The sequence below is a fragment of the Ottowia thiooxydans genome (genome assembly GCF_040548795.1).
GTDB lineage: Bacteria > Pseudomonadota > Gammaproteobacteria > Burkholderiales > Burkholderiaceae_C > Ottowia > Ottowia thiooxydans_A.
In genome coordinates, this window is sequence record NZ_JBEPSH010000002.1 from 347,112 (window position 1) to 362,711 (window position 15,600).

17 protein-coding genes are annotated in these 15,600 nt (G+C 56.8%); 9 read left to right on the plus strand and 8 right to left on the minus strand.

The features are described 5' to 3' along the window. Nucleotides 1-23: 23 nt before the first annotated feature. The 4 genes from ABIE13_RS05200 to ABIE13_RS05215 form a co-directional block, all read right to left on the minus strand. Nucleotides 24-797, minus strand: a complete 774-nt coding sequence (locus tag ABIE13_RS05200) for an SDR family NAD(P)-dependent oxidoreductase (protein ID WP_354441773.1) — start codon at nt 795-797, stop codon at nt 24-26. Nucleotides 798-814: 17 nt separating this feature from the next. After that, nucleotides 815-2,491, minus strand: coding sequence for a flavin-containing monooxygenase (locus ABIE13_RS05205; protein ID WP_354441774.1), 1,677 nt, complete (start codon nt 2,489-2,491; stop codon nt 815-817). A 38-nt stretch (nt 2,492-2,529) separates the two neighbouring features. Next, a complete protein-coding gene (locus tag ABIE13_RS05210) occupies nt 2,530-3,387 on the minus strand; it encodes a tripartite tricarboxylate transporter substrate binding protein (protein WP_354441775.1) in 858 nt (285 codons plus the stop codon). Nucleotides 3,388-3,616: 229 nt separating this feature from the next. Further along, nucleotides 3,617-4,381: an SDR family NAD(P)-dependent oxidoreductase gene (locus ABIE13_RS05215; protein WP_354441776.1), complete on the minus strand. Its 765-nt coding sequence runs from the start codon at nt 4,379-4,381 to the stop codon at nt 3,617-3,619. Nucleotides 4,382-4,608: 227 nt separating this feature from the next. Here ABIE13_RS05215 and ABIE13_RS05220 point away from each other — a divergent pair, with 227 nt between their 5' ends. Continuing rightward, on the plus strand, nt 4,609-5,544 hold the full coding sequence (locus ABIE13_RS05220) for a LysR family transcriptional regulator (protein ID WP_354441778.1): 936 nt from the start codon (nt 4,609-4,611) through the stop codon (nt 5,542-5,544). A 55-nt stretch (nt 5,545-5,599) separates the two neighbouring features. Here ABIE13_RS05220 and ABIE13_RS05225 read toward each other — a convergent pair whose 3' ends face one another. The 3 genes from ABIE13_RS05225 to ABIE13_RS05235 all read right to left on the minus strand — a co-directional run bounded on the left by ABIE13_RS05225 (nt 5,600) and on the right by ABIE13_RS05235 (nt 7,494). Continuing rightward, nucleotides 5,600-6,139, minus strand: coding sequence for a DUF4256 domain-containing protein (locus ABIE13_RS05225; protein WP_354441780.1), 540 nt, complete (start codon nt 6,137-6,139; stop codon nt 5,600-5,602). A 187-nt stretch (nt 6,140-6,326) separates the two neighbouring features. Then, nucleotides 6,327-6,725, minus strand: a complete 399-nt coding sequence (locus ABIE13_RS05230; RefSeq protein WP_354441782.1) for a GlcG/HbpS family heme-binding protein — start codon at nt 6,723-6,725, stop codon at nt 6,327-6,329. Further along, nucleotides 6,718-7,494 (minus strand): SDR family oxidoreductase, encoded by a 777-nt coding sequence (locus tag ABIE13_RS05235; protein WP_354441783.1) that lies wholly within the window; start codon nt 7,492-7,494, stop codon nt 6,718-6,720. The genes ABIE13_RS05230 and ABIE13_RS05235 overlap by 8 nt, the downstream gene beginning before the upstream one ends. 80 nt (nt 7,495-7,574) lie before the next feature. Here ABIE13_RS05235 and ABIE13_RS05240 point away from each other — a divergent pair, with 80 nt between their 5' ends. The 4 genes from ABIE13_RS05240 (at nt 7,575) to ABIE13_RS05255 (ending at nt 11,294) form a co-directional block, all read left to right on the plus strand. Then, the gene (locus ABIE13_RS05240) at nt 7,575-8,483 is read left to right on the plus strand and encodes a LysR family transcriptional regulator (protein WP_354441785.1); all 909 of its coding nucleotides are present in this window, start codon (nt 7,575-7,577) and stop codon (nt 8,481-8,483) included. Between the two features lie 254 nt (nt 8,484-8,737). Continuing rightward, on the plus strand, nt 8,738-9,166 hold the full coding sequence (locus ABIE13_RS05245; RefSeq protein ID WP_354441787.1) for a hypothetical protein: 429 nt from the start codon (nt 8,738-8,740) through the stop codon (nt 9,164-9,166). A gap of 114 nt (nt 9,167-9,280) precedes the next feature. Continuing rightward, nucleotides 9,281-9,754 (plus strand): hypothetical protein, encoded by a 474-nt coding sequence (locus ABIE13_RS05250; protein ID WP_354441789.1) that lies wholly within the window; start codon nt 9,281-9,283, stop codon nt 9,752-9,754. Between the two features lie 307 nt (nt 9,755-10,061). Continuing rightward, entirely contained in the window at nt 10,062-11,294 is a 1,233-nt protein-coding gene (locus tag ABIE13_RS05255; protein WP_354441790.1) for an iron-containing alcohol dehydrogenase, read from the plus strand. Between the two features lie 3 nt (nt 11,295-11,297). Here the strand turns inward: ABIE13_RS05255 and ABIE13_RS05260 are convergent, their stop codons facing one another. Beyond that, entirely contained in the window at nt 11,298-12,194 is an 897-nt protein-coding gene (locus tag ABIE13_RS05260) for a LysR substrate-binding domain-containing protein (RefSeq protein WP_354441792.1), read from the minus strand. A gap of 104 nt (nt 12,195-12,298) precedes the next feature. On the opposite strand from ABIE13_RS05260, the gene ABIE13_RS05265 reads away from it, so the two are divergent. From ABIE13_RS05265 to ABIE13_RS05280, 4 genes are read left to right on the plus strand one after another with little or no spacing between them, the layout of a single operon-like run. Further along, nucleotides 12,299-12,676, plus strand: coding sequence for a Zn-ribbon domain-containing OB-fold protein (locus tag ABIE13_RS05265; protein ID WP_354441793.1), 378 nt, complete (start codon nt 12,299-12,301; stop codon nt 12,674-12,676). Then, the gene (locus tag ABIE13_RS05270) at nt 12,673-13,809 is read left to right on the plus strand and encodes a thiolase family protein (RefSeq protein WP_354441794.1); all 1,137 of its coding nucleotides are present in this window, start codon (nt 12,673-12,675) and stop codon (nt 13,807-13,809) included. Before ABIE13_RS05265 ends, ABIE13_RS05270 begins: the two co-directional genes overlap by 4 nt. 14 nt (nt 13,810-13,823) lie before the next feature. Continuing rightward, on the plus strand, nt 13,824-14,597 hold the full coding sequence (locus ABIE13_RS05275; RefSeq protein WP_354441796.1) for an SDR family NAD(P)-dependent oxidoreductase: 774 nt from the start codon (nt 13,824-13,826) through the stop codon (nt 14,595-14,597). 24 nt (nt 14,598-14,621) lie between these two features. Beyond that, complete coding sequence (locus tag ABIE13_RS05280) at nt 14,622-15,593, plus strand: Bug family tripartite tricarboxylate transporter substrate binding protein (protein ID WP_354441797.1); 972 nt, start codon at nt 14,622-14,624, stop codon at nt 15,591-15,593. Nucleotides 15,594-15,600: the final 7 nt, after the last annotated feature.

The window sequence follows — 15,600 nt, forward strand, 5'->3', positions numbered from 1 at the left end:
AAAAACCAAGTTCAACAACCCACTCATGGACTTCTACCGGCCATCACACCGCCATCAATCAGATAGCTGGCCCCAGTGATGAAGGACGCTTGGTCACTGGCCAGAAAAGTCACTAACTGAGCGACCTCGGCAGGAGAGCCATATCGCTTGAGCGGAATGCCCGAGACGTTTCTCGCCCGTATGTCTGAAGCCACGCCGGAGTTGGCTTCAATTTCCCGGATCATGGCTGTTTCTATCGTTCCCGGGTTCACGGTGTTCACGCGAATCCCGTGTCTGGCGCCTTCCAAGGCGGCACTTTTCATCAAGCCGATGACGGCATGCTTGCTCGCCACATAGGGCGACAAGCCGACACTCCCCCGCACCCCGCCAGTCGATGAGGTGATCACGATGGAACCCCCAGAACCAGCCTGCATGATGCGCATGGAATGCTTCAGGCAAACGAACACACTCCTGAGATTGACCGCCATCACCCGATCAAAAGCATCCAGGGCCTGATCCACGATGTGCGAGACCTTGCCCACAATTCCAGCGTTCAGAAACGCGGCGTCCAAGTGACCGAATCTGGTGTGAATGTCAGCAAAAGCGGCATCCAGACGATTCTCGTCTGCAATGTCGAAGGCGTAGTAGGCAGCAGGCTTGCTGAAGGCTTGCGCTTGCTTCTTCAGCCCTTGTTCATCCTGATCCATCAGGACAAGGGTGGCGCCAAGCGCATCAAACCTTTCGGCAGTCGCGTGTCCGATACCACCGACCGAGCCTGTGATCAGAACGTGTTTTCCCACGAATGAGTCAGTATTCATAAGGTTCATGTCCGTGCTCAAGACAGGTCAGTGGCGACATCAAAAACGGTATGCCGCGCGCAGATATTGAAACCGGGGTAGTTTTTCTCGGCAACTCGATCGCAGATCTCACGATAGGTACCGACACCTCCGGAATAGAGCATGAATCTTCGGGGCGACGATCCGCTTTCAGGTGACGCCATGTACCAGGAATTGGCACGCAGAAATGGCATGGTCTCGGCCAGGCTATTGGCATCATCCATCCACTTGGACTCTGCCGCTTCGTCGGGCTCTATGTAGTTATTTCCTTGCTGCCGCATGGTCTGGAGGCAAGACGTGATCCATTCGATGTGCTGCTCGATGGACACCATCATGTTGGTCAACACGGACGGGCTGCCCGGCCCGGTCACCAGAAAAAGATTGGGAAATCCCGCCACCATCAGGCCCAGATAGGTGCCAGGCCCGTTTTTCCACTTCTCCTTGAGTGTTCTTCCGTCCCGCCCCTTGATGCCAATTTTCATCAGCGAGCCCACAATCACGTCGAAGCCAATGGCAAAGACAATGCAATCCAGGTCGAACTTTCTGTTCTGCGTGGAGAGGCCATTCTCTTCAATGCCCTTGATCGGGTCATTGCGGATGTCAATGAGATCTACGTTGTCGCGATTGAACGTCTCAAAGTAACCCGTATCCACACAAATTCTTTTTGATCCCACAGGCAGCGTGGTTGCGGGCGTGAGCAGTCTACGTTTCTCAGGATCTTGCACGACTTCCGCAATCTTGGCGCGAATGAAATCACCCGCGGCCTTGTTGGCGATGGGACTGGACGAGATGTCACTGAAAGCACGTAGAAAGCCCGGGCCGCCCTTGGCCCATCGCTTTTCGAACTCGGCCGTTTGCTCCTGCGGGGGCGTCTCTTCTGCTTTCCTCTCACCAAATTCGTAGAGGGTTCCCGACGGCGCGTACCGTGCCATCTCTCGCAGCTGAGCGTAATTGGCCTTCCACGCCCGCTTTTCAGTTGCATCCAGCACGCGATTTCTCGCGGGGACACTGTAGGTGGCTGTGCGTTGCAACACTGTCAAGCTTTTCGCGGTCTTGGCAATCATGGGTATAGCCTGAATGCCAGACGAGCCAGTTCCTATGACCGCCACATGTTTCCCCGAAAAGTCATACCCGGACTTGGGCCAGTGGCCGGTATGCAGAATGTCGCCCTTGAATTTTTCCTTGCCAGGAAATTCAGGCATTCGGGCGGCAGACAGGCAGCCCGTCGCCATGATGCAAAACCGAGCCGTGATTTCACGACCTGACTGGGTTTGAATCTGCCAGGCGTTTTCATGCGCTTGGTAGGTGGCTGAGACGACTCTGGTGTTCAGCTGGACATGCCGATTCAGATCGAAGCGATCAGCCACATGTTCTATGTAACGCAGGATTTCAGGCTGCGTGGCATAGCGCTCACTCCACTCCCACTCTTGCTGCAGCTCCTCTGAAAACGAATAGGAGTACTGCATGCTTTCAACGTCGCATCTCGCGCCTGGGTAACGGTTCCAGTTCCAGACCCCCCCGATACTGTCGGAAGCCTCCAGCGCCTGCACCGTCAATCCGGCTTGCCTTAACTTGTAGATGGCCAGCAAGCCCGCAAAGCCGGCACCTATGACGATGGCATCGACATCCAGCTTTGAACCTGGGGCTGCTTCGGCAGCCTGAGACTTTTCAATCATTTCAAAAAACTTCCATCTCACTCAAATCGGCTGCATTGCTATTCAGCTTGAATGCCAGCGCCTGCGATGGTTTTGGAAATCCGCGCCCGGTCTTCCGTCATGAAAACGACCAGCTCTTTGGACGGCATAGGGTTGGGTACCGCATTTCGCTCACTGATGGCTTGCTTCATTTCCGGCTTCGCCAATAATTTGAGCACCTGCTCTTCCAGCGCAGCCAACTCCGTACGTGGCGTGTTCTTGGGTGCAAAGATCCCTTGGTAGTCGACCTCGAGGTATCCAGGCAAGACCTCCTTGATAGTGGGAACCTCCGGAAATTCCGCCAAACGACTCTCCGCGTTGACTGCCATGATTTTCAGTTTCCCGCCTCGAACCAGAGGAAGTCCGGCTGTGAACGAATTGGTCATCAGGTCCACCGTGCCCGCGATCACGTCAGTGACCGCACTGCCACCTTTGTAGGGAATGCGCAGAAGCTCGATCTTCGCTGCGCTGGTCAATGCAGTGATTCCCAAGTCACCGTAGTACACGAATGAATATTTCCCCGGAGACTTCTTGGCCAGCTCAATCAACTCACGCAAGTTGTTGGCCGGGAAATTGACAGACGCAGAGATGATGCTGGGTATGAAGCATGTTCTGGCGACAGGAGCCAAGGATTCGAGAACCTTAAATCCATTTTTCATCATGAATTCCTGGTTGATCAGCAGATTACCCTGTGAATACAAAAGGGTCCGGCCATCCGCGGGGGCTTGCGCCACATATTGCGCCCCGATAGTGCCGTTGGCACCTGCCCGGTTCTCAACTACCACCGATTCACCCAACTGGGCAGCCAGCCCTTGAGCAACGACACGTCCAATGACATCGTTGGAGCCTCCCGGCGGATAGGGAACTACCAAAGTCATCTGCCGCTTTGAGGTCTGGGCCTTTGCAATAGCGGGGAAAGCGAGAGCAGATACTCCGGACTGCTGTAGAAAAATCCTTCTGGTTGGCATCTTGTCTCCTGTTAGTTCTTGTGTGCGCAATATCTACACGGTGTCGACGCGATCTCGCCGCGAGATTGGCAGTCTAGAACCGCAAGCGCATCAGGTCCATGCCGTTTTTTGAATGGATTTGTGCGGATTTTCCGAACCGTCAGGCAGCAGCCAGGCGCCCCCCATCCGCCACAAAAACAGCGCCATTGCTGAACGATGCCCTCGAGGAGCTCAGCCAAACCACCAGTTCAGCGATTTCTTCCATCGTTCCCAGGCGATTCATGGGATTCATTCGGGCCAGGTCGGGGTTGAGGTTGGACGACTTCATGATGAGCGGCGTCAAAATGTGCCCGGGGCACACAGCATTGACGCGGATGCCACTTTCCCCATATTCGATGGCTGCACTTTTTGTGAGGCCAATCACCCCGTGCTTCGCTGCCGTGTAGGCGGCGGCATTCTTGAGGCCCTGCAGGCCACCGATCGATGCGTTGTTGACGATACTGCCGCCCTTCTCCCCCATCGCAAGAATTTCGTATTTCATGCACAGGAAGACACCCGTCAGATTGACATCGATCATTCGTTGCCAGTCCGCAAGCTCCAGTTGCGCGAGCGACTTGCCGCGGCTGTTGGACTCTACTGTCCCTATCCCCGCATTGTTGAAATAGCAATCCACTCGCCCGAACTCGTCCATGGCTTCAGAAATCATGGCCTTGACTTCTTGCTCCACAGCCACGTCCGCCCTGACGGCGTGGGCCCGACCGCCCAGGCGACGTATTTCCTCTGCCGTCTCCTGCGCGGCTTCGATATGTCTATCCACTGCGCAGACAGCAGCCCCCTCACGCGCCAATGCCAGTGCGCTCGCGCGGCCAATGCCGGAGCCTGCACCGGTCACCAGGGAAGTCTTTTCTTCAAGAAGTTTGCTCACAAAGCTTTTCTCCATGTCAGGGGCATATTCATAAGGTCCTTCACCAGCTTTCCACTCGCCGTTCACGGCCCCGCGGCTATGAAAGTCTGCTCAGACCGAAGCTGTTTGAACCAGTGTATTTATCCCGCGTCGTATGGTCCACGCTGATTTTCCGATCAATGTATGCTGCTTATCCGATCTATCGGACTTTTTTGCATTCATAACCCCTTCCCGGGGTAGAATTTTTCATGAGCACCGTACCGGTTGATCTAATGCAGCTTCGCACTTTTGTGGTGGTAGCGGAGGAGCGTCATTTGACAAGAGGCGCGGAACGACTGCATATGAGCCAGTCGTCGGCCAGTGCGCATGTCAAGGCGATTGAAGAGCGGCTCGATACACAACTCTTCATCCGCGCCAATCGCCGCCTTGAATTGACCGAGTCAGGCCAGCACCTTTTCCCCAAGGCGAAGGCTCTTTTGAACGAAGCTGCCGTATTCACCGCCTTTGCCCGAGAATTGCGGGGTGAAGTCAAAGGCAGTCTGTCGATCGGCGTCAGCGGAGATCCCTCGTCCACCCGAATCGCGGAAATTGCGGCAAGGCTGCGCCGAGACCATGCGTTGATAGACCTGCATCTGGATGCCAGGCCCTCTTCCGGGGTCCAACAAGGTCTGGAAAACGGAGAGCTGGATGTAGGCGTATGTCTGGCACAGCCCACCAACCCGGATTTTCACTACCACCTGCTGCAGGACGTTCGCTTCAGGATCGCTGGTCCTATAGCCTGGAAAGACGTGATTGAGGGGGCATCAGACCTGGCCGAGCTGGCTGACTTGCCTTGGATCGCGCCCTCCAGCAGCGACATGTCGGGCGCGATTATTCAGGATCGCATCTTTGCCGCACGTGGGCTGAAGATCAACGCCGTGATTCATTTCAATAACGCAACGCTCGCCCACGCCATGATGCGTGAAGGGGTGGGTCTCATGCTCATGCGCGAAGAGTTCGCCCTGCAGGGAAAGGCCGAGGGTTACCTGGCCCTGTCTTCCATCGAACCAGATCAGATGCCGCTGACGCTCGCTCACCTGTCAAGCCGCAGCGGTGACCCACTCATCCTTGCATTTCTGAATGCGGCGCAGCATGTTTGGCCGGACATGAACTCTGTTCAGCTTAACGCTTTGAGTGCAAGCTAATAGAGCTTTCATCCAATCATTTCCAAACTATTTCAAGGCTCCTCTTCACCACCATTCAAACGCTAACCACCAACCGAAAGCCGCGCGCAGCGTAGTACGACTGAACTCCGTTGTGATAGATGAAGACGCGCCCGTAACGGAAGTCACCGAAAAGCGCTCCACCCTTCTTGCGCAGTTCCGCCGGAGTCGCCAGCCAACTTGAAGTCTTCAAGTCGAACTCTCCAAACTGCTGGAGCTCATGGTAGTCCTCCTCAGTCAATAGAGAGGCTCCGATCGACTCGGCCATCTCCACGGCACTGCCTGCTGGCTTGTTTTCCTTGCGAGCAGCCAGTGCGCTTGCGTCATAACAGAGGCTTCTGCGGCCTGAGGGGCTTTCAGTCGCGCAATCAAAGAACCGATAGCTGCCATCTTGCGCTGCGCCGCCCACGACATCTGGCTCACCGCCCGACTGCTCCATCTCCCAAAGCGTCTTTAGACTGGCGGGTCGCGATTTGAGACGGTTCAGGACACTGTCCCATTTCACCTTTAGATGGCGCTGAGAATGGGCCTCAAAACGACGTTTCAGAATGTCGAGAAGTTGTTCATTTTTTTCCATATGCGTAGTTCGATTCCTTGGTTGGCGCGCTCCCCATTCCATGAAACTCGCACTTCAGGCTTGCGACTTGGGAAAACAGCACCTTTCCCAGTCTGCTCACCACGTTCTGACGTTACATCCGGAGCGTGCAGCCTGGAGAATAAACCACGTTGAACCTTTGGAGAAGTGAGGCAGAGCCCACTCTATTTCAGTTGATCGCTGCACGAGCAAGAGCAGCGTCCTCGTCTGGGGTTCCACCCGACACGCCCAGCCCGCCGGTCAACGCGCCGTCCTCTCCAAACAGCGGTATTCCACCGCCCATCAACAACAGACCGCCCGAGTGAATGTGGTCGAAATGAGCGAGCGATTGTCCGATCTGCAACGGTGAGTTCAGCGATTCGCTAGGCAACTGAAACATCACCGATGCGCGAGCCTTCGCGATGGCCAGCTCATTGGAGGCCAGCCACGCCCCGTCCATTCTCGAAAAGGCCACAAGGTTGGCTCCTGTGTCGAGGATCGCGAAGACGGCTTTAAGGCCGGCCCTTTCTGCGGCCTCGCGCCCCTGGGCCACGATTCGGTGGGCATTGTCTAACAAGATGTTAGGCATTTTGCGACCACTCCGTGGCTTGCCATTGCTTGGCGGCATCGATCGTTGCGAGAGGACGCATAGTGCGGTAGAGGTGATCTGCAGCGGGAATGATCTCCACCATAGCGTCGATCATTTCCTGCGGGTCCGCTTGGTCGACCAGGCTCCCGCTGAAGTCCGGCATGGGTACGATCGCAGTGGCTGCGTTGTACCACTGCACGTAGCTCTCGGCTCCGGTGTCGTTGAATCCAGTGCCGAAGACGCCTGGGTTGACGGTGGCGACCTTCACACCAAAGGGGGCAAGCTCGGCCTTCATGGAGCCTGCGATAGCTTCAATGGCGTGCTTTGTCGCGCAGTACGCGCCGAGAAATGGCACCACCAGAATACCGCCCATCGAAGAAGTCCACACAATCTTGCCGGCCTTGCGAGCCACCATCTTGGGCACGATGGCTTGAACCAGCTCCAGATGACCGAACACATTGATGTCAAACGACTCACGCACACGTTGCATGGGAATGTCGACGACAGAGCCGCCTTCCATAACACCGGCATTGAGCACCAGTACGTCCGGGTCGAAAGACCCCGCGCGGGCAATGTCGATCTTGTCGAGCAGGTTCAGTTTGATCACCTCCAACGAGACGCCTGCAGCAGCAGCGTCGGCACGGAGACTACGAACTTGCGGCCAGGTTTCGGCAGTCGCCACCACCTCGTGGCCAAGGCGCGCAAGCTCAATAGCCGCGCCGCGGCCAAAGCCAGAGCTGGCGCCGGTGATCAAAATTTTCTGTGACATGGTCAGTCTTTAAGTTGCTGTTCTGGCGAGTCTATATATCGCCTAATATCAAAACAATCCCATCAATTTTTTATATAAAAATGAAAGACGCTCATCAATCCAAAGCCGGTGACTTCCTAGCGCTGAGCGTCTTTCTGTCCGTTGCAGCGCATCGCAGCTTTCGGGCGGCGGCCATCGAGCTAGACGTCACACCGTCCGCGGTCAGCCATTCGATCAAGGTCCTGGAGCAACGCCTGGCAGTCAGATTGTTCAATCGAACCACGCGCAGCGTGTCACTGACGGATGCCGGCGAGCGTCTTGCCATCAAGCTGCGTCCCGCCATGACCTCCATCTCTGAGGCAATGCGCGAGGTAGACGAATTCAGAGAAACGCCGAGCGGCACGGTTCGGATCAACGCAAGTGAGGGCGCGATCCGTTGGGTTATATGGCCTGCGCTGATGCGTTTTCTGCGTGAACACCCCTTGGTGCATCTGGACATTGTGTCTGACGGAAAGCTCAGCGACATTGTGGCCGGCGGTTTCGACGCGGGTATACGCCTCGGCGAGGCAGTCCCTCAGGACATGGTCGCTATCCGCTTGACGGGCGACGTTCGGTTTGCAGCCGTGGCGACACCGGCCTACTTCAATGCGCATGGCCGGCCCGTCGTTCCGCAGGATCTCCATGCGCACGACTGTATCCGTTTCCGATTCGACAGCGGCACCATCTATCGCTGGGAGTTCGAGCGTCGCGGCACTGCGGAATCTATCAACGTGAATGGCCGAATGACACTCAGCGATCAGCCGCTCATGGTCGATGCAGCGATTGAAGGCGTGGGCATTGCCTTCGTTCCGGAGCACCTTGCCGAGGCTGCGCTAAGCGATGGACGGCTGGAACGCGTGCTGACGGACTGGTGCCCAGCGTATCCTGGCTTGCATCTGTACTATCCCGGACATCGACACGTCTCGAGCGGCCTGCGGGCGCTGATTGCAGCGCTTCGTATAGGCGAGTAAAGCCCAGCCTCAGTCGTCTGAGTTCCTCCTTGGCACTTTGGCCCGCTCTTGAGAGGAACGCCTCAGTGGAGAAAAACTATAGAGTAAGTGCCAAATTTATGCATTGTTCAAGCCCAGACATGTGCCCATAGTCAAGGGCATTGCGACATCAGACCCTAACAGGTTCAAAGGCGCATTGGGAGCATAAGATTCAGAAGTCGGATACCTCAAAGGCATTCGCCTCATCGTTCACGCATCAAGGTCTAAACCAAACAATGTCCATCTTCAGATCCATCACTTTCGCAGCCCTCTTAATTGGCACTCTCGTTGGATGCGCTAGCGTGCGTCAGCAGGATTTAGATGCTTGGGTGGGGGCGCCCGTTGAAGCATTGGATACACACCCGCTGTTTCTCACAATGCCCATGTACCGCACAAGAACCGAAAGCGGCATCGAAACTCGCAACTACGTCAACGGCAAAGAAGTTGAACAATGTTTCACTCGTTTCGACGCCCGTCGTAACGACAACAAGTATGTGGGCCACAGCGCCTTTACCACATGTTCTGAAAACCGCATTGTCTGCAACAACCTGTTCTACATCCAGGGCTCCAAGGTCCTTCGCTATGCGCCTACGGGCGATTGCTTCACCAATGACAGTGTGAAGCCGCAATGGGACTACCTTCCGCCAAAACCGGTGGGACGTTGAACGATCCTGGATGCATCGTCTTTCTCTGGGCGGCACGTGCACTGCTAGCGAAGATGGGTAGATCTTTAGATCGAATGGCCAAAGGACTCAGTGACACCACAGGAAAATCCCAACATGATCGAGACATATTTCAACGCTGAACGAGCCGAAGGCCTGTTGTTTGCATTCATCGGCGCGGCAGCCATTGTTATTGCGATCTGGGGGTGGCGCCAAGGGGCGTTCTGGCGCGGTGCGGCTTGGCCGCTCGTGGTGGTCGCGCTGATTCAGATTTCCGTCGGCGTCTCCGTGGGATTGCGCAGCGCGAAAGACAGCCAGCGCGTGCAGCATATCGTCGAGCAGGAACCAGCTCGCATCGCTAGCGAAGAAATCCCGCGCATGCAGGCTGTGATGAAAAGCTTCGCGACCAATCGCTGGATTGAGATCGGATTCCTGATCATTGGCTTGCTCGTGGCGATGTTCGCATCGCGAGGTGGAACCATGCAGGGCGCAGGAGCCGGTTTGGCTGTGCAGGCGGGCTTGGTCTTGCTGTTGGATCTATTTGCTGAGCGGCGTGGTCACACGTATTTGGAGTGGCTGCGTACGCTTTGAATATGTGACAACGGCTCTAGGCCCCATCTCCAAAGTTCACAGCGCAAGAGTGGGACCCAAAGCTCAGACCAGTGCCTCAAGCGCTATGCCTGGGAATAGCTGCTTGCCGGATGACATCGGAGGTCTGTGATCGGACCGCAATGACCGCGTGCGTCTCCATGCAAAGGCGTATTGGTGTCTCGACAAAAGCGGGGCATCGATCCCTATAGATTTTCTCAACAGAACATCGATGGAATCTGCATTGTGAAGCGAACGGCCCTTCCTTATTCTTTGGGCGTGTCTCACTTAACAGGCCCTAGGTTCAAAAATGTACCAAGAACAGTCTCCCATCCACAATTTCCGAGCACGCACTTATCCTCTGAAAATTTACTCAGGCTCTGACGCGTTGGCAGCATTGCCCAATGAACTACAAAGCCGCAGAATTTCTCGCGCGTTGATCGTTTGTGGGCGCAGTGTGCATGAGCGAACCAATCTGACGCAACGAATCGAATCGTTGGCCAGCGGCAATATCGTAGGTATCTTTGCTGGAATCTCTGAAGGCGCCCCCGCACAATGTATTGAAGCCGCAGCAGCAATGGCTCGCGATACCCGTGCAGACGCGCTTATTGCGGTAGGAGCGGGCAGCGTGATCAAGGGAGTGAGGGTGGTGGCGATGCTGCTTGGCGAGAATCGGACGCTTACCGAGATGGCGACCGTGCATCGCGATGGCAAGCCGCCCGAAAGCCAACGCCTGCTTACACCGAAGATACCGATCTTCAACGTATTGACTTCGCCCACGTCCGCGCAGAATCGCGGTGGCTCAGCGGTGCGTTACACCGGATCTGCTCATCACCTGGAATTCTTCGATCCAAAGACTCGCCCTCAGGCTGTCTTCTGGGATTGCGAAGCACTCGAGACGGCACCACTGTCACTGGCACGTTCTACGAGCTTCGAGATCTATTGGTGGTCTTTAATGTGCATGGGCGCGATGAAGGCTGTGAACCCGCTTGTGAAGGGAAGCCGCTTTCAGGCTTGGCAACTTGCCCGCGCGGCCTATCCAAGGTTGAGCACGCACACCGACGCTGCAGACCTGATTGATCTATGTGCCGCCGGCCTGCTGCAGAACCGGGACGAGGAGGATGGCGGTCGGCCTTGGTCGTGCCAGTTGTTGGCGCGTGCAGCCTACGCGTGCGCAGTCGCTGTTTTCAACCATTATGACGGTGTGACCCAGTCCCGTGGTTATGCGGCTTTTGCGCCCGCCATGATTCGAGGACTCGGCGCGTCCGTTCCCGAAGTAACCGTTGCGCTGGGCGAGGCTCTGGGCATTAATCTGTCAGGCACAGAACCAAACCTTTCCGAAATGGTTGCCCTCGAGGTGGAACGCGATTTCCAGGCACTCGGCTGGAGAACAGATCTGCACGATTGCGGCATTCCTGTAGGCGACGCCACAAGGATCCTCGAACTGGCGCTCCGAAACTACAACGCCAACCATGATCGCTTGCTCGATCAACACCGCGAAGCGATTCTGGCGGGCATTGTCCGCACCATCGCGCCGCACTGAGCGTCAATTCGGTAGCCGACTCACTTCTTGTCTCACCCACTGTAAAAAGGACTGGAAGGCAGGTGTACGGCTGCGCGAGCTTGACCAAACCAAATGGTAGCCATTCTCACCGTGCGCGATCAGATCGAAAGGTGCTACCAATGAACCGATCTTCAACGGCTCCTTGACGTATTCACACTGAACCATCGCAACGCCAAGCCCATCAATGGCCGCCTGGATGGCCAGCGAGGAGTTCTCGAACGACAAGCTGCGTTGTGGTCGCAATTGTGGCTCACCAGCCAGGCTCAGCCAACGCTGCCAGTCATCCATGCGTCTCACAGAGTGAAGCAGCGTCGCCCCGGCCAAGTCAGCCGGTACAGTCAGCTGACAGGTTTCGCGCAAAAATGCGGGGCTGCACACGGGCTGAAAGGCGTCATCGAACAGCCTCAAACCCTCGAGGCCATCGGGCAAATCCTTACCCATAAAGGACGCCATATCCACGTCCTCCGCCTCAAAACGTATCTCGCGAAAGCTGGTCATGAGCTGAATGTCCAGGTGCGAGTGCGAGCCATGAAAACGGGACAGACGCGGCATCAACCATTTTTCAGCGAGGGTTGGAAGCAGACAGAGCTTCAACGTGTCGTGACGAGGGCCGCGTGCAATGACATTCAGTGTCAGTTCAATGGTTTGAAAGGCTTGCGTCAGCGCGGGGCATAGTACCTGCCCGGCATCTGTCAGTTCAACGGAGCGCCCCTTCCTCCTCAGTAGTGGCACGCCGACCAGGTCCTCAAGCAATTTCACCTGCTGGCTGACTGCTCCTGGTGTGACACACAGTTCTGCGGCAGCGTTGGAAACACTGAGATGGCGTGCTGTGGCTTCGAACGCCCGCAATCCAAGCAAGGGGAGACGCCTGTGGTTCATTGATTTAGATCCACTAAAACATCTTGGACAAAAAACTGCCTTGTTTTCATAGAGAGTCTCTCCATACACTGGACTCCAGCCAATCTAACACATTGAGGCAATCTATGGATATCAACAAGTACCCTGGTACGCACTTTCAGGCCGATGCAACCGGCTTCATGCTTATGGGCGCACGAGACTCCGTTTCGGGCGAAATGCGGTTTCCTCCGCCTGAGTTTCTTCACGGCGGACAAGCTGCTGAGCCCAGCCCGATGGGTGCGAGCGGCAGGCTCTACACCTTCACCACCGTGCATCCAGGCAAGGCGCCTTCGTACTCGCTTGGTATGGTGGATTTCGAGAACGGGTTGAGAGTTTTCGGTCGACTGGTTTGGCCTGACGATGTGACGCCAGTGATTGGCGACGTCGTTAGAGCGGTTGCCTTCACCTTGGCGGACGGCACTGCTGACTATGCCTTTGAACCTGTGCAAGGAGTTTCAAAATGAAAGAAGCGCTGATCGCAGGCATAGGAATTTCCGATTTCGGGCGCTTTCCCGATCTCACCGAAGAGGCGCTTGCCCAATCGGCCATCCTCGCTGCCCTCAAGGATGCAGACGTTACCCTCCGCGACGTACAGGCGTTCTACTGCGGCAATGCACTGGGCGGTCATCTGCCCGGTCAACGCGCCCTGCGCGAATTAGGAACGGGAGGCGAGGCGGTCTACAACATCGATAACGCCTGCTCAAGCGGCGCGACGGCCTTTCATCTGGCGCTACAGGCCCTTCGGGCCGGCCAGTACGACACTGTGCTGGTCTTCGGCATGGACCACCTGAGCGGCCTCGGCGGTGGCGCCCTGCCCTTGAACGAAAAAGATTGGAACAACCGCCGCGGGATGATCATGCCTGCTCTGTATGCGATGCGCGCGAAACGCTACATGCATGAGCATGGCATCTCTGCCGACGTACTGGCCGATGTGTCCGTAAAGAACAGGCGACATGGCATGCTCAATCCGATCGCAAAGTTCTGCCGAGAAGTCACCCGTGAAGAAGTCCTGGCGTCCCGAATGGTGGCCGACCCTTTGACCTTGTTGCAATGTTGCCCAGGGGTGGTGGACGGCGCCGCAGCACTTGTTCTCACCACACGCGCCAGTCAGGGTGTTGCCAAGCCGGTCCGCGTATTGGCCTCGGTGGTCCAGTCTGGGCTTTTCGAAGTGCACCAGGTTGACATGACCGAAGCCGAAATTACTGGGCGTGCGGCACGTCTGGCCTATGAACAGGCGGGGCTCGGCGCGAACGATCTGGATCTTATCGAGCTGCACGACGCCTTCACGATTTCGGAGTTGCTGTATTACGAAGCGCTGGGCCTCTGTGGGCGCGGCGAAGCGGCCAAGTTGTTGGCCAGCGGCGCGACAACCCTGGGCGGACGCATTCCCGTCAACGCCAGCGGCGGTCTTATCGCCAAAGGCCACCCCCCTGGCGCCACCGGCGTCGCTCAGATTGTTGAGCTGTGCGAACAGCTGCAACAACGTGCTGGCAAGCGTCAGGTTTCCGGAGCCCGTGTCGGCTTGAGCCAGGTCACAGGTGGCGGAATCTGGGGTGTGGACCACGCAGCGTGCTCCATTCATATCCTCGCAGCTTGAAGGAGAACCTGACTATGACCGAATACTCCACGCCTACAGAGCTGGCGGGCCTTACAGCGATAGTGACTGGAGGTGCCAAAGGGATTGGCCTGGGCATTGCGCACGGGCTGGCGGCAGCAGGTTGTCGAATCGTTTTGTGGGATGTTGATAAGCAAGCGTTGCAGGCTGCCGAGTCAGAGCTTCGCGGAAGCGGTGCTGACGTTTCGACTCGTCAAGTTAGCGTCATCTCGATGGAAGACGTGCAAGCGGCGACTGCGGATACTCTTGCGCGCAATGGCCGAATCGACGTGCTGGTCAACAATGCCGGTATTGGCGGAGACAAGCTTGTCGTGAAGATGGAGCTGGATTTCTGGCAGCGGGTCATAGAAACAAACCTCACGTCCCAGTTCATCTGCTGCAAGGCGGTGGTGCCAGCGATGCTGGAACAGAAGTTCGGCCGAATCATCAACATCTCTTCGCGCGCCTGGCTCGGTAATCGCGGGCAGGCCAGCTACTCTGCATCCAAGGGAGGCGTGGTCAGCCTGACCCGGAGTCTGGCACTGGAGTTCGCGCGCAATGGCATCACTGCCAATGCCATCGCCCCGGGGATCGTTGAAACGCCCCTGTTTGAAACGCTGACTGAATCCACGAAGCAAGGTCTCAAACAAAGCGTACCTATGCAGCGCATCGGGCAGGCTGAAGACATCGCCAATGCCGTGCGCTTCTTCGCGTCACCTGCCTCCAGCTATGTGACCGGGCAGGTCATGTACGTGTGCGGTGGACGCAGCTTGAGCAGTGCCTCTGTCTGATCCCAACTATTCAGGAGACAAATAATGAAAAGAAGAGAATTCTCGATCGCGGCTGCGGCAGCCATGTTGGCGCCACTCACTCCGGCTCTCGCTGATAGCTACCCTGCGCGGCCAGTGCGGGTCATCGTTCCATATCCTCCAGGCGGCGGAACCGACACCGTCGCGCGTGCGGTGTTCGAGCGAGTCGCCTCTTTGATGGGACAGCCCTTCGTGATCGATAACAAGGCAGGGGCAGGTACGACCATTGGCCTTGCCGAGCTGGCGCGTTCGCGCCCCGATGGCTACACCGTCGGAGTGGGTGGAAGCAGCGACCCCACACTACCATTGCTCTACGAAAAGCTCCCATTCAATCCAAGCACAGACCTATCTTTTGTCGCGACACTTGCGACAGTTCCGATCGTGTTGGCCGCCGGTCCGAGCCTGCCGGCCAAGACGATGCGCGAGTTGCTTGCCGCCGCCCAAACCAAGGGCGCCGCGCCGATGAACTATGCATCGCCTGGGACAGCGTCACCACATCATCTGGCGGGCATCTACCTGGCAGAGAAGACCGGACTCTCACTGGTGCATGTCCCCTACAAAGGCACATCCCAAGCACTGACCGATCTGGTCGGTGGCCATGTACCGCTGGCCATACTCGGCTTGCCATCTGCGCTGACTTTCGCTCGGCAGGGCAAACTGAAAATACTCGGTGTCGCCAGTGCCCAGCGCTCTGCGCTTGCGCCGGAGATCCCAACCCTCAGCGAGAGCGGCGTACCTGGCTTCAGCGCCGGCTATTGGTGGCATGTCACCGTGCCGACGGGAACGCCACAACCGATCATTGATCAGCTGCGCGTTGCGATTGACAAGGCGCTGCGAACGCCAGCGCTGACAGAATCTTTTCTCAAGAGCGGGTTCGAGCCTCTGCTTTTGTCGCCAGCAGAAGCGCAGCGGGCTTTAACGGAAGACACCGCAAAGTGGACCAAAGTGATCCGCGAGAACAATCTGCGCGGCGGTTGAAGGAAGC

Bases quoted from the DNA above. Each gene is read 5' to 3' on its own strand.
- ABIE13_RS05275 (WP_354441796.1), top strand. From the start codon at position 13,824: ATGACCGAATACTCCACGCCTACAGAGCTGGCGGGCCTTACAGCGATA.
- ABIE13_RS05265 (WP_354441793.1), top strand. From the start codon at position 12,299: ATGGATATCAACAAGTACCCTGGTACGCACTTTCAGGCCGATGCAACC.
- ABIE13_RS05260 (WP_354441792.1), bottom strand. From the start codon at position 12,194: ATGAACCACAGGCGTCTCCCCTTGCTTGGATTGCGGGCGTTCGAAGCC.
- ABIE13_RS05210 (WP_354441775.1), bottom strand. From the start codon at position 3,387: ATGACTTTGGTAGTTCCCTATCCGCCGGGAGGCTCCAACGATGTCATT.
- ABIE13_RS05270 (WP_354441794.1), top strand. From the start codon at position 12,673: ATGAAAGAAGCGCTGATCGCAGGCATAGGAATTTCCGATTTCGGGCGC.
- ABIE13_RS05235 (WP_354441783.1), bottom strand. From the start codon at position 7,494: ATGTCACAGAAAATTTTGATCACCGGCGCCAGCTCTGGCTTTGGCCGC.
- ABIE13_RS05255 (WP_354441790.1), top strand. From the start codon at position 10,062: ATGTACCAAGAACAGTCTCCCATCCACAATTTCCGAGCACGCACTTAT.
- ABIE13_RS05225 (WP_354441780.1), bottom strand. From the start codon at position 6,139: ATGGAAAAAAATGAACAACTTCTCGACATTCTGAAACGTCGTTTTGAG.
- ABIE13_RS05280 (WP_354441797.1), top strand. From the start codon at position 14,622: ATGAAAAGAAGAGAATTCTCGATCGCGGCTGCGGCAGCCATGTTGGCG.
- ABIE13_RS05245 (WP_354441787.1), top strand. From the start codon at position 8,738: ATGTCCATCTTCAGATCCATCACTTTCGCAGCCCTCTTAATTGGCACT.
- ABIE13_RS05240 (WP_354441785.1), top strand. From the start codon at position 7,575: ATGAAAGACGCTCATCAATCCAAAGCCGGTGACTTCCTAGCGCTGAGC.
- ABIE13_RS05230 (WP_354441782.1), bottom strand. From the start codon at position 6,725: ATGCCTAACATCTTGTTAGACAATGCCCACCGAATCGTGGCCCAGGGG.
- ABIE13_RS05200 (WP_354441773.1), bottom strand. From the start codon at position 797: ATGAATACTGACTCATTCGTGGGAAAACACGTTCTGATCACAGGCTCG.
- ABIE13_RS05250 (WP_354441789.1), top strand. From the start codon at position 9,281: ATGATCGAGACATATTTCAACGCTGAACGAGCCGAAGGCCTGTTGTTT.
- ABIE13_RS05220 (WP_354441778.1), top strand. From the start codon at position 4,609: ATGAGCACCGTACCGGTTGATCTAATGCAGCTTCGCACTTTTGTGGTG.
- ABIE13_RS05205 (WP_354441774.1), bottom strand. From the start codon at position 2,491: ATGATTGAAAAGTCTCAGGCTGCCGAAGCAGCCCCAGGTTCAAAGCTG.